The following is a 13022-nucleotide window of genomic DNA, read 5'->3' as shown; positions in this document are numbered from 1 at the left end:
AGAGGGCCGGCCGGGGCCGGCGGGGGGCGGACGGGCCGTCGGATGCGCGCAGCGGGGGGCGGCTCATGCGTACATGACCGCCTTGTCCCAGTCCTCGCCCTCACCGAACAGATAGCGGGCCTTGAGGATGTCGCGCTGCGCGGTGAGCGCCTCGGAGGGGACCAGCGTGCCGAGCGGAAGGCCGGTGATGCTGTGCGGTACGCCGAGCTCGCGGTCGATGAGGCCGGTCAGTTCCTTGACGGCCCGCTCGCGGGTCGCGTCGGGGGCCTCGAACTCCACCCGCAGCACGTCCGGGTGGGCCATCGCGCGCCAGAACATCACGTCGTACTCGAAGGGCAGGCTGAACACCAGCTCCTCCAGACGCTGTTGGGTGACCGTCGCGGAGCCGACGGTGTAGCCGGTGCCGGAACGCCCGAGCACCCGGACGGTCGGCAGCAGCCAGCCGCAGGTGCAGTCGGCGGTGGACACCTCGACGTCGTCGGCGAGGTTGTAGCGCAGCAGGGGCATGGCCTCGCGGTAGAGCGGGGTCACCACGAGCTGGCCGCGGCCGGAGTCGGAGAGTTCGCCGGTGGCCGGGTCCCACACCTCGAAGACGGCGCGGTCGGCCCACAGGTGCAGGGAGCCGTCCGGGCACTGGCCGGCGATGGTGCCGGTCTCGGTGGAGCCGTACTCCTCGACGACGGGGATGCCGCCCCAGATCTCGCTGATCCGGCGGCGGCGCACCTCGGTGAGGGGCTCGGCGGCGGTGAACATCGCCCGCAGGGCGGGGAAATCCTTGTCGGGACGGAGACCCGCGGCCTTGGCGGCCGCCGCGAGCATCATGATCTCGGTGGGGTTGCACCAGGTCAGCGAGACGTCCAGGGCACGCATCACCCGCACCATGCGCGGCAGCGGGGTGGCGAGCGAACGGGCGTCGCCGGGCACGATGGTGGCACCGCGCAGCCGGCCGGCGGCCTGGGCGAGGTGCGCGGTGATGACCAGGCCGTAGGGGGTGCGGACGAGGAAGGTGTCCGACGGATGGATGCCGACCCACTTGCGTGCGTACCGCTCGGCCAGGTCGGCCCAGTCGTCGTCCGTGTAGTACGACGCGGTCGGGTCACCGGCCGTGCCGCTGGACTCGTGGTAGGTGGCGAGCTTCTCGCGGTCCACGGCGAGCATCCCGAACGGGTACTGGTCGCGCAGGTCCTGCTTGGTGGTCAGTTCGATGCCGGCGAAGTCCTCCGCACCGGCCGGTGCGCTGCGGCCCCGGTAGCGGGCGGCGTAGAACGGCGAGCGCATCGCCTGGGCGAGCACCCTCGGCAGCTCCGCCCGCTGCAACTGCGCGAGTTCGGCTGGACTTGACCAGTCGCCCGGTTCCGGACGCGACCACGACATCGGATCTCCCTCGTCTGTGCCCAGGGGCCGCGGGCTGTGGCACGCGGCGGCTACGCGCCCAGCAGAGCACCGCGCCGCACGGAGGGGCCCGAGTAGTCGCTACTCAATTCGGCCACCGCAACGGGCCCGCGGAGCGTGTATCGCCGCTGCACAGGCCGGTGCGGGATAGACAGTGTCTAAGAGGAGGGGGATGAGTACCGCCTACTCATGAGGGCCGGGATCGCAGCTGTTGTGCTTGCCGCCAAGGCCACCCCACCCACGAAGGAGTCGGCGCGATGAGGACCGAGAACCTGTATCTCGCCGGGATCGGCAGTCATCTGCCGCCCCTGTACCCGGCCGAGCGCGCGGTCGCTGAAGGTCTGTACGACGAGGCCGCCCGGCAGGCGTCGGGCATGCGGTCCGCGGCCGTCAGCGAGTCGACACCCGCGCCCGACATGGCGATCGACGCGGCCCGCGCCGCACTGGCCGGGTCCGGCCACGGCCCCGACGACATCGGCATCCTGCTGCACAGCTACACGCACCACCAGGGTCCGGACGGCTGGTCGGCCGTGCACTACATCCTGAACAACACCGTCGACCGCCCGGTGCCGGCCGTCGAGATCAAGCAGGGCTGCCTCGGCATGCTCGCCTCGGTGGAGGTGGCGGCCAACCGGCTCGCGGCCAACCCCACGCACGACGCCGCCCTCATCACGACCGGCGACAACTACTCGACGCCGGGGGTGGAGCGCTGGCGCGCCTCAGGTCTCTTCGTGCTCGCCGACGCCGGCTCGGCCGTGGTCCTGTCGCGGCGCGGCGGCTTCGCCGAGATGCTCGCCCTCGGCTCGCTGTCCGACTCCTCGATGGAGATCCTGCACCGCGCCGGCGAGGAGCTGTTCCCGCCCGGTGTCACCCGCGGCCGCGGACTGAACTTCGCCGAGCGCGCGGAGAAGGTGCGTGAGCAGTGGGCCGCCGGACAGGCCCCGCCCATCAAGAACTTCGGCGACCGCGTCGCCGAGATCGCCGAGCGCACGCTCAAGGAGGCGGACCTCACCCTCGACCAGATCGACCGGGTCTGCCACGTCGGCTTCGGCCGGCCGGCACTGGAGGCGATGTTCCTGCTGCCGCTGGACGTCCCCGAGGACAAGGACGTCTGGGAGTACGTCAGCACCATCGGCCACACCGGCGCCGCGGACCTGTTCCTCGGCCTCGAACACCTCTGGCGCTCCGGCCAGGTCGGGCCGGGCGACAACGTCCTGCTGATCGGTGCGAGCACCGGCATGGAGGCCGGTGCCGCCGTCGTCCGCATCACCGAATCCGCACCCGAAGCCGAGTAGGAGAGCCACCCATGCTTGCCGGATGCACTCCCTGGCCGTCCGATGTCGCTCAGCGCTACCGCGAGCAGGGCATCTGGCGCGGCGAGACGCTCGGCACGGTGCTGCGCGACGCCGCGCAGCAGTACGGCTCCGTCACCGCGCTGGTGCACGGCGGCCGGCGGATCAGCTACGCCGAACTCGACCGCTGGGCCGACCGGCTCGCCGCCGGATTCCTCGAGCACGGGGTGCGGGCCGACGACCGGATCGTGGTGCAGCTGCCCAACGTGCCGGAGTTTGTGGCGATCTCGTTCGCCCTCATGCGGATCGGCGCGAAGCTCGTCTTCTCGCTGCCCGCCCACCGCGCGACCGAGATCAGCCATCTCGTGGAACTGAGCGGCGCCACCGGCTACGTCCTCCCCGAGACCCACCGCGGGTTCGACCACCGAGACCTCGCGCGGCAGGTGAAGGCCGGCAGCGAGACCCTGCGCACCCTGTTCGTGCTCGGCGCGAAGACCGACGGATTCGTCTCGGTGTCCGAGCTCGAACTCGCCACCGCCGAAGCGGAGCCGCTGCCCGAGCCCGACGCGTCCGACGTGGCGTTCTTCCTGCTCTCCGGCGGGACCACGGCACTGCCGAAGCTGATCCCGCGCACCCACGACGACTACGTGTACCAGGCGCAGCGTGCGGCGGAGGTGTGCGAACTGACGCCCACCGACACCTATCTGGCGGTGCTGCCGATCGAGTTCAACTTCGCCTACGGCTGCCCCGGTGTGATCGGCACGCTGATGTCCGGCGGCACCACCGTGCTCGCCGACACCCCCAACCCCCTGGACTGCTTCCCCCTGATCGAGCAGCACGCGGTCACCGTCACCTCGATGGTGCCCTCGATCATGCAGCTGTGGCTGGAGGCCGCCGAGTGGAGCGAGGACGACCTGAGCAGCCTGCGGCTGGTCCAGGTCGGCGGCGCCCGCATGCTGCGCGAGTTCACCGAACGCATCGCGCCCACGCTGGGCTGCTCGCTCCAGCAGGTGTTCGGCATGGCCGAGGGCCTGCTCACCTTCAACAGGCCGGACGATCCGGAGGAGTCGGTGCTCACCACCCAGGGCAGGCCGATCTCCGACGCGGACGACGTGCTCATCGTGGACGAGAACGGTGACCCGCTGCCCGCCGGCGGTATCGGCGAGCTGATCACCCGCGGTCCGTACACGCTGCGCGGGTACTACGGGGTGCCCGAGTACAACAAGCGTGCGTTCACCGCGGACGGCTTCTACCGCACCGGCGACCTCGCCCGGCTCACCGAGGACGGTGACCTGGTGATCGAGGGCCGGATCAAGGAAATGATCATCCGCGGCGGCGACAAGATCTCCGCGGGCGAGGTCGAGGACCATCTTCTGGCGCTCGACGGTGTGGCGGCCGCCGCGGTGATCGGCGTACCCGACGAGTTCCTCGGCGAGCGGATCTGCGCCTACATCGTCGCGGACGGGCCGCAGAGGACCCTCGCCGCGCTCAAGCAGGCGGTCCACGCGCGGGGCGTCGCGGACTACAAGCTGCCCGATGCCGTCCGGTACGTGACCGAGCTGCCGCTCACCCCCCTCGGCAAAGTCGACAAGAAGGCGCTGGCCGCAACAGCCGCGTCCGAGCAGGAAGGCTGACGTGGACAACACCGACACCCGCACCCCGACCGAGCAGGATCTGCGTGAGGTGGTCGCTCCGCTGCTCGGCATCGAGCCGGCGGCGATCGAGCCGGACGCCAACCTGGTCGTCCTCGGCCTGAGTTCGCTGGAGATCATGCGGCTCGTCAGCCGCTGGCGGAGGAACAAGGTCCCGGTCGAGTTCGACGCGCTCGTCGCCGCGCCGACGCTGAACGGCTGGCTCGCGCACTTCGCGGCCGGCGCCGTACCCGCCGCGGCCGGGCCCGAGGTGTCCTCATGAGCGCCGAGCTGATCACCGGCGGCACCGTCTACACGGCGGACGCCGAGGAGAGCGTGCACGCGAACGGCGCCGTCCTGATCGTGGACGGGACGATCGCCGCGGTGGGCACGGCCGACGAGGTCGGGCAGGCCGTGGCCGCGCTCGACCCCGCGCGGAAGGCCGGGCTGAAGACGCGCGACGTCCGCGGGATGATGGTGCTCCCCGGATTCGTCAACGCGCACTGGCACGAGATGTTCGCCATGCGCTTCCCGATGCGCGGCGCGCTGCGGCCGGTCTCCGACCGGGACGACGAGGTCGCGTTCATGGGCGGCGGCGGCGACATGCACCAGATATCCGCCACCTTCGACCGGTTCGACGGCCTCATCGAGCAGATGACGCCCGACGAGGCGCAGGCCATCGCCGAGTACTCGATGTGGACCCAGTTGCGCGGCGGTGTCACCACCCTCGGCGACATGGGTTCGCTCAACCGCCCGCGGTCGATGGTCGCCGCCGCCCAGCGCGTCGGTATCCGCTTCTCCGCGAGCACCTGGGCGAGCGACGCGGTCTGCGCCCCCGACCAGGACCGCTTCGTGCGCACCAGGGACGCCGACGGCGTCCTGGCGGACGTGGAGTCGCTGCTGCGGCTCGCGTCCGAGGACACCTCGGGCCGGCTGCGGTGCCGTCCGAGCGTCGCGTACGTCACCAACATGACCGACGAGCTGGCGCGCGGCATGGCCGAGCTCGTCGCCCGCCACGACACCGGTTTCGCGACCCACGTCGGGGCGCTGCGCAACGAGGTCGACCTGATGCGCCGGTACTACGGCGAGACCGGTGTGCGCCGGCTGGCCGAACTGGGCCTGGTCGACGAGCGGTTGATGGCCGGCCACTGCGCCTTCCTGGACGAGGACGAGCAGAAGCTGCTGCTCGCCGGCCGCGCCCACATCAGTCACTCCCCCGGCAAGTACGGCCCGTCCGGCGAGTCGTCGCTCACCGAGACCGGTGTCGTCCCGGCGCTGCGCCGGCAGGGGCTGGACGTCTCCCTGTCGACGGACGGCTCGTCGATGCCGAGCGCCGGCATCGCCGAGACGATGCGTGCGGCCTGGCAGATGTACAACGAGATGAGCGCCGACCAGACCGAGGTGCTGCCCAGCGACGCGCTGGCGATGGGCACCCGGATCGCGGCCAGGGGGCTGCGCTGGGACGACGCCGTGGGCAGCCTGGAGACCGGCAAGCAGGCCGACCTGGTGCTCGTCCGCACCGACGACTGGCGCTACCTGCTGAACCCGCGGCCGCTGGAGAGCTTCCTGTGGCTGGCCGGTTCGGCCGATGTGGACACCGTGATCGTGGGCGGCCGCACACTGCTGGCCGGCGGCCGGGGTGTCGAGGTCGACGAGGCCGGACTCCAGGAGCGCTATCTCGCCGCGCTCGGTTCGTTCACCACCCGCGCCCTGCGGGTGCCGGACGAGGTGGTCGGGCGTGTGCTCGGGCGGTGGACCCGATGACCGGGCCGCTGTCCGGGGTCGCCGTGGTGACGGGCGCCGCCGGCGGGATCGGGGCCGAGGTCGTCCGTGCGCTGGTGGACGCCGAGCTGCCGGTCGCGCTGATCGACCGCGACGTACCCGCGCTGTGGGAGCTGGCGGCCGAACTCGACGCCGCCGGCGCCCGGGTGCTCGCGGTCGCGACGGACGTGACCGACAGCGCCGACGTGGACACCGCGGTCGCCAAGGTCGAGGTCGAGCTCGGGCCGATCGAGTACCTCGTCAACGCCGCCGGGGTACTGCGCAGCGGCCCGGCGGCCGAGCTCAGCGACGAGGAGTGGGACACGACCTTCGCGGTCAACGCGGGCGGGGTGTTCCACACCAGCCGGGCGGTCGCCCGGGTGATGGTGCCGCGCCGGCGCGGGGCGATCGTGACGGTCGCCTCCAACGCGGCGGCGACGCCACGGATGTCGATGTCCGCCTACGCGGCCTCCAAGGCGGCCTCCGCGATGTTCACCAAGTGCCTGGGCCTGGAGCTGGCCGAGCACGGCATCCGGTGCAACGTCGTCGCGCCCGGCTCGACCCGCACCCCGATGCTCACCGCCCTCCAGGGCGACGCCGCCGAGCGCGCGTCGGTGGACGGTGTGCCCGCCGCGTACCGCGTCGGCATCCCGCTCGGCCGGATCGCCGAACCCACCCACATCGCCGACGCGGTGCTGTTCCTGCTCTCCGAGCGGGCCGCCCACATCACGATGCACGACCTGACCGTAGACGGCGGCGCCGCGCTCGGTGTCTGAGCGGACCCGCGAGCAGACCCCCGCGAGAATCCCCCGCGAGAAGAGGACACGACCAGTGGCGATTGCGCCGATCGACTCCTATCCCATGCCGCGGCCCGCCGAACTGCCCGCCAACACCGCGGCGTGGACCGTCGACCCCCGCCGGGCCGTGCTGCTGGTGCACGACATGCAGCACTACTTCCTCGCTCCGTTCGCCGAGGACGGGCTGCGGACCGAGTTGCTCGACGCCGTCGCCGGGCTGCGCGAGAGCTGTGAGCGTGCCGGCGTCCCCGTGGTCTACTCGGCCCAGCCCGGCGGTATGACCCCCGAGGAGCGGGGGCTGCTGAAGGACTTCTGGGGGCCGGGCATGTCCGCGGAGCCCGCGGACCGGGGTATCCCGGACGTCATCGCCCCCGGCGAGCGGGACACCGTGCTCACCAAGTGGCGGGCCAGCGCGTTCCACAACAGCGGTCTGCTCGAACTGATGTCCGCGCAGGGCCGCGACCAGCTCGTCATCTGCGGCATCTACGCCCATGTCGGCATCCTGCTCACCGCCTGCGACGCCTTCGCCCACAACATCCAGCCCTTCGTGGTCGCCGACGCGATCGCCGACTTCACGCCCGAGTTCCACCGGATGGCACTTGAGTACGCGGCGACCCGGTGCGCCATGACCGTGCCGGCCGCGGCGGTGCACGACGCGCTCGCGACGGCGTCCACCGTGTCCGTAGGAGACGCCTCATGACCTCCCTCGACGAACTGGCGGCGGGCGGGCGGGCGTTCGCCGTGCTGCACCGCCCCGAGAGCGACCGGCCCGACACGGTCGACCTGCTGCTCGGCGACTTCACCGAGGCCGGGACGACGGCCGGCCTGCCGGTCGTCGACGACGGCGGGCCCGACCGCCACGAGACACTCGTCCTGCTGCCCTACCGGGTGATCGGCGAACGCGGCTACGACCATCACGACGACGGCGAGCCGCTGCTGGCGATGAACATCCGTGAGCAGTCGCGGCTGCCCGTGGACGAGGTGCTCGACCGGGTACTGGACTGGCCGATCGAACTCGCCGCCGACGAGGGCACCTTCGACCTCGACGACGAGGCGTACGGGGACCTGGTGCGCCGGGTGCTCGCCGAGGAGATCGGCCACGGCTCCGGCGCCAACTTCGTCCTCAAGCGCACCTATCTCACCGAGATCCCCGACTGGTCGGTGCGCACCGCGCTGGCGTTCTGGGGCCGGCTGCTGCGCGGCGAACCCGGCGCGTACTGGACCTTCCTCGTCCACACCGGCGAGCGGACCTTCATCGGCGCCAGCCCCGAGCGCCATGTGAGCCTCGACGGCGGGGTCGCCGTGATGAACCCGATCAGCGGGACCTACCGCTATCCCGACGGCGGCGCGAGCACGGCCGGGCTGCTGGAGTTCCTCGCCGACAGCAAGGAGACCAACGAGCTCTACATGGTCCTCGACGAGGAACTGAAGATGATGAGCCGGGTCTGCGACGACGTGCGGGTGGTGGGGCCGCGGCTCAAGGAGATGGCCCACCTCGCCCACACCGAGTACCGCATCGTCGGCCGCAGCGATCGCGACGTGCGGGAGATCCTGCACGAGACGCTGCTCGCGCCCACCGTCACAGGCAGCCCCGTGCAGAGCGCCTGCCAGGTCATCGCCAAGATCGAGCCCGCGGGGCGCGGTTACTACGCGGGCGTCGCCGCCCTCATCGGCCGCGACGCTGCCGGTGCGCGCCGGATGGACTCCGCCATCATGATCCGCACCGCGGACGTGGACGCCCGGGGGCGGATGCGGATCGGCGTCGGCGCGACGCTCGTGCGCGACTCCGAGCCCGCGAAGGAAGCGGCGGAGACCGCGGCGAAGGCGGCCGGGCTGCTCGACGCGCTGCACCGGGTCACCCGGCGCAGGCGTCCCGCCGGGCACAACGAGCACCCGCAGATCAGAGCGGCGCTCGCCGAGCGCAACGGGCCGCTGTCCGACTTCTGGCTCGCGCCCGCGACGCCCCGCCCGGCCGACCGCGGCCGGCTGCTGATCCTCGACGCCGAGGACACCTTCACGGCGATGGGCGCCCTCCAGCTCCGCTCGCTCGGATTCGACGTCACCGTCCGCCGGTTCGACGAACCGCACCGGCTGACCGGGTACGACCTCGTGGTGCTGGGCCCCGGGCCGGGCGACCCCCGCGAGGAGAACCACCGCAAGATCGCCTATCTGCGGGCGGTGACCGGCTCGCTGCTCAATCTGCGGGTGCCGTTCGTGTCGGTGTGCCTGAGCCACCAGGTCCTGTGCGGACTGCTCGGACTGCCGCTGCGCAAGCTGGACTTCCCCAACCAGGGCGTCCGGCGGACGGTCGATCTGTTCGGTACCGAGGAGCAGGTCTACTACTACAACACCTTCGCCGCACACACCGACAGCGATCTGCTGGAGAGCCCGCTGGTCGCGGACTACGTCGACGTCGCGCGCGACCCTGCCACCGGCGAGGTGCACGCCCTGCGCGGGCCCGGATTCACGTCGGTGCAGTTCCATCCCGAGTCCGTGATGACCCGTCACGGCTCGGCCATCCTGGACAACCTGGTCACCGGCGCGCTCGCTCCGGTGCCTCACAGAGTGGAGCTCACGGCGTGACCACTCCCCTGGTCGGCGTCCCTTCCGTGCAGGCCGCGCCGAGCTGGCGCTCCCTGCCGGCGCGCCAGCAGCCGCAATGGCCGGACGCGTCCGCACTCGACTCGGCCGTGGAGACCCTGGGCCGCAGTCTGCCCCTCGTCTTCCCGCGCGAATGCGACCTCCTCAAGCGCCGGCTGGCCGCCGTCGCCCGTGGCGAGGCGTTCCTCGTCCAGGGAGGCGACTGCGCCGAGTCCCTCGACGCGGCGGATGCCGCCTCCATCGGCCGTACCGTCGCCACACTGCGGCAACTGGCCACGGTGCTCGGCCATGCCATGGCACTCCCGGTGGTCACGCTCGGCCGCCTGGCGGGCCAGTACGCCAAGCCTCGCTCGGCCTCCACCGAGACGAGGGACGGGGTCGAACTGCCCGTCTACCGGGGCGACGCCGTGAACGGCTCCGCCTTCACCGCGGCGGACCGTACCCCCGACCCCCAGCGTCTCGTCCGCATCTACAACGCCTCCGCCGCCACCCTCAATCTCGTGCGGGCGTTCGGCATGCGCGAGCGGATGGGCGCGGCCGAACCAGGCGACGGACTGCGGGAGTTCGCGGCCGGATCACCGTCCCGCGAGCGGTACGAGGAACTCGTCGCCGGGATCGAGCAGGCGGGCGGGCTCGTCGCGGCCGACGGTGTGCACACCCCCGGCGATCTGTTCACCTCGCACGAGGGTCTGCTCCTGGACTACGAGTCCGCCCTGACGAGGACGGACGTCGACACCGGCAAGCGGTACGCGGTCTCGGGCCATCTGCTGTGGATCGGCGAGCGCACCCGGCAGCTCGACGGAGCCCATGTCGCGTACTTCGCCGGTATCAGCAACCCGATCGCGGTGAAGATCGGCCCGGGCATCGGCACCGACGAACTGCTGCAACTCATCGACAGGCTCGACCCCGAGCGCGATCCGGGCCGGCTCACCCTCATCGCGCGGATGGGCGCCGAGCGGATCCGTGACGTCCTGCCCGACCTGGTCGCCAAGGTGACGGCCGAGGGGTTCCCGGTCGGCTGGATGTCCGACCCCATGCACGGCAACACGATCGGCGCGCCGTGCGGGCGCAAGACCCGCCGGTTCGACGACGTGCTCGACGAGCTGTCCGGGTTCTTCGAGGTGACGAGCGGCCTGGGTGTGCACCCCGGCGGCGTCCATCTGGAGCTGACCGGCGACGACGTGACCGAATGCGTCGGCGGCGCCCCGGGCCTCACCTTCGACGATCTGCCCGACCGCTACCGGTCGCTCTGCGACCCGCGGCTCAACCGGGAGCAGGCGCTCGACCTCGCCTTCCGGCTCGCCGACACCCTCGCCGCCCGTCCGGCCGGCCGACGGACACCGGCCGGCGGTCGCCCCGGACAGGAGCTGCGGCATGGCTGACACGACCACCCTCGCCGAACGGGTCCCCGGCGCGGGGGCCGCCACCGGCACCTGTGCCACCTATCTGTGGCTGCTGCCGGAGCACGCCGTCGCCACGTTCGCCGCCGGCCTCGGCGGCGACCGGCTCCTCACCGAGGAGGAACGGGCCCGCGGGGCACGGCTGGTGACACCCGCCGCCCGGCAGCGGTTCCTGGGCCGCCGGCTGCTGTGCCGGTACGCGCTCAGCGACCGCACCGGCCGTCCGCTCGACAGCTGGCGGTTCACCACCGGACGGTACGGCCGTCCCGAGGTTGAAACGGAGACCGACGGTGTGCGGTTCAGCCTCTCCCACACCGAAGGACTGATCGTCTGCGCCGTCACACACGGCCGGGCGTGCGGCGTCGATGTGGAGGCGACGGCGGCCTCCGCCGAGTCGGCGCACTACATCAGCAGGTTCTTCGCCGCCGACGAACTCCTGGAGCTCGCCGCGCTCGACCCGGCGGAGATGGTCGCCCGCGTGGGCGACCTCTGGGTCCTCAAGGAGGCCTACCTCAAGGCGCAGGGCACCGGACTGCACCGGAGCCTCGCGGGATTCTCCTTCGCCTCGCGCGGACCGGCCGCAGGGCGCCGGATCACCGTGCACGACACCGAACGGACCGGCCCGTCCGCCGACTGGTCCTTCGAACTCATCCGCCCGACCCCCCGGCACCTCCTCGCCCTCGCGATCGAGGGCGCGCAGCCCGGGGCGCTCCATCAGACCTGGCTGACCAGCACCTGAGGGCCGCTTCCGGCCCGAGAACCGACGATGGGAAGACCGATGAACCGAGAACTGGACATGACTGTCGCCCTCTTCCCCGGGCAGGGCGCGTACCGCCCAGGCACTCTCAAGGGACTCTGGGAGCGCGGCGACGACGCCGTACGCTCCACCTTCGAAGAGGTCGACGCCGTCGCCAAGGACCGGCTCGGACGCGCGGTGTCGCCGACGGTCTTCCAGCCCTCTCCGCCCAGCCCCGCCACCCTGCTGGAGACCGCCCCGGACACGCTCCAGCTGGCCGTCTTCACCGCCTCCGTCGCCGCCCACCGGCTCCTCGCCGAGCGCGGCGCCCGCGCGTCGGTCCACCTCGGCCACAGCCTCGGCGAGATCGCGGCACTGACCTGCGCGGGCGCGTGGGACCTGGCGGACGCGGCCGCGGTGCTGTGCGAGCGGATCTCGGTCGTCCGCGAACACGACCGCAGCGACGGCAGGATGCTCGCCCTCGGCTGCGGACGGGGACGCGCCGAGCAGGTGGTGGCGCTGATCGGCCACCCGGATCTCGTCCTCGCGGTCGACAACAGCGCGAACCAGTCCGTCCTCTCCGGTCCCGCCGACCTGATCGGCACCGCAGCGGCGATCGCCGACCGGATCGGCATCACGGCGACGCAGCTGCGCTCGCCGCACCCGTTCCACAATCCGCTGCTGGGACAGGCCCGTCGACGGCTGACCGAGCGGATCGCCTCCTTCACCAGCCGGCCGCTCGAGGTCCCGGTGTACTCGCCGATCCTCGGCCGGTTCTACCGCGACGGGGACGACCTGGCGGAGCTGCTGGCCCTGCACCTGGTGACACCGGTCGAGTTCGGCACGTCGATCTCGGCCCTGCACGCCGCCGGAGCGCGGGTGTTCGTCGAGGCGGGTGCGGGCCGGGTGCTGACGGACCTGGTCGGGCAGTCCCTGCCGGGGGCGCACGTGGTGGCGCCGCTGGCCGGACGCGACGACGACGAGGGGCTCACCCGGGCGGCCGGTGTGCTGCGCCCGGCGCTGAGCGGAGCCCGGCCGACGGCCGCGCCGGACGCCGTCATCGCCGAGCCGGAGACGGCACCGAGCACACCGAACGCACCGAACGCACCGGTCACCGTCGACCGTGCCGAACTGGCCGGCCGGGTACGGGCGTTGTACGCCGAGGCCATGGAGTACCCCGAGGAGGTCTTCACGGACGACGTGCTGCTGGAGGCGGACCTCGGCGTCGACTCGGTCAAGCAGACCGAACTCCTCAGCAGGCTCGGTGAGCGCTTCGGACTGGGCGTGCCGCCCGCCGGGCTGCGGGTCGCCGACTACGACACGTTCGGCAAGGTGGTCGACTTCGTGGCCGCCGGTGCCGCGGACGGCGCCTTCGCGGGAAGCGCGGCGGTCCGATGAAGGACCGGCACCCC

At 72.1% G+C, this 13022-nt stretch carries 11 protein-coding genes; 10 read left to right on the top strand and 1 reads right to left on the bottom strand.

What is annotated here, in order from left to right:
* Nucleotides 1-63: 63 nt before the first annotated feature.
* Nucleotides 64-1374 carry an AMP-binding protein gene (locus ACFWU3_RS30695; protein ID WP_313946588.1) on the bottom strand — a complete coding sequence of 437 codons (1311 nt, stop codon included), beginning with the start codon at nucleotides 1372-1374 and terminating at the stop codon, nucleotides 64-66.
* Between the two features lie 275 nt (nucleotides 1375-1649).
* On the opposite strand from ACFWU3_RS30695, the gene ACFWU3_RS30690 reads away from it, so the two are divergent.
* From ACFWU3_RS30690 to ACFWU3_RS30645, 10 genes are read left to right on the top strand one after another with little or no spacing between them, the layout of a single operon-like run.
* Nucleotides 1650-2687 (top strand): ketoacyl-ACP synthase III family protein, encoded by a 1038-nt coding sequence (locus ACFWU3_RS30690; protein WP_384444233.1) that lies wholly within the window; start codon nucleotides 1650-1652, stop codon nucleotides 2685-2687.
* 11 nt (nucleotides 2688-2698) lie between these two features.
* A complete protein-coding gene (locus tag ACFWU3_RS30685; protein WP_384444231.1) occupies nucleotides 2699-4318 on the top strand; it encodes a (2,3-dihydroxybenzoyl)adenylate synthase in 1620 nt (539 codons plus the stop codon).
* A 1-nt stretch (nucleotide 4319) separates the two neighbouring features.
* Nucleotides 4320-4598, top strand: coding sequence for a phosphopantetheine-binding protein (locus ACFWU3_RS30680; RefSeq protein ID WP_384444228.1), 279 nt, complete (start codon nucleotides 4320-4322; stop codon nucleotides 4596-4598).
* Nucleotides 4595-6079: an amidohydrolase family protein gene (locus tag ACFWU3_RS30675; RefSeq protein WP_384444226.1), complete on the top strand. Its 1485-nt coding sequence runs from the start codon at nucleotides 4595-4597 to the stop codon at nucleotides 6077-6079. The genes ACFWU3_RS30680 and ACFWU3_RS30675 overlap by 4 nt, the downstream gene beginning before the upstream one ends.
* Nucleotides 6076-6852: a 2,3-dihydro-2,3-dihydroxybenzoate dehydrogenase gene (locus ACFWU3_RS30670; protein ID WP_384444224.1), complete on the top strand. Its 777-nt coding sequence runs from the start codon at nucleotides 6076-6078 to the stop codon at nucleotides 6850-6852. Before ACFWU3_RS30675 ends, ACFWU3_RS30670 begins: the two co-directional genes overlap by 4 nt.
* A gap of 55 nt (nucleotides 6853-6907) precedes the next feature.
* Nucleotides 6908-7573 carry an isochorismatase family protein gene (locus ACFWU3_RS30665; RefSeq protein ID WP_384444222.1) on the top strand — a complete coding sequence of 222 codons (666 nt, stop codon included), beginning with the start codon at nucleotides 6908-6910 and terminating at the stop codon, nucleotides 7571-7573.
* Complete coding sequence (locus ACFWU3_RS30660; RefSeq protein ID WP_384444219.1) at nucleotides 7570-9456, top strand: anthranilate synthase family protein; 1887 nt, start codon at nucleotides 7570-7572, stop codon at nucleotides 9454-9456. The genes ACFWU3_RS30665 and ACFWU3_RS30660 overlap by 4 nt, the downstream gene beginning before the upstream one ends.
* Nucleotides 9453-10856, top strand: coding sequence for a 3-deoxy-7-phosphoheptulonate synthase class II (locus ACFWU3_RS30655; protein WP_384444217.1), 1404 nt, complete (start codon nucleotides 9453-9455; stop codon nucleotides 10854-10856). Before ACFWU3_RS30660 ends, ACFWU3_RS30655 begins: the two co-directional genes overlap by 4 nt.
* Entirely contained in the window at nucleotides 10849-11613 is a 765-nt protein-coding gene (locus ACFWU3_RS30650; protein WP_384444215.1) for a 4'-phosphopantetheinyl transferase family protein, read from the top strand. The genes ACFWU3_RS30655 and ACFWU3_RS30650 overlap by 8 nt, the downstream gene beginning before the upstream one ends.
* 39 nt (nucleotides 11614-11652) lie before the next feature.
* Nucleotides 11653-13008 carry an acyltransferase domain-containing protein gene (locus ACFWU3_RS30645; RefSeq protein ID WP_384444213.1) on the top strand — a complete coding sequence of 452 codons (1356 nt, stop codon included), beginning with the start codon at nucleotides 11653-11655 and terminating at the stop codon, nucleotides 13006-13008.
* Nucleotides 13009-13022: the final 14 nt, after the last annotated feature.

This window comes from Streptomyces sp. NPDC058685, assembly GCF_042714725.1.
GTDB lineage: Bacteria > Actinomycetota > Actinomycetes > Streptomycetales > Streptomycetaceae > Streptomyces.
Note: the sequence above shows the minus strand (reverse complement) of the source record. Positions and strands in the feature narration are given on the sequence as shown.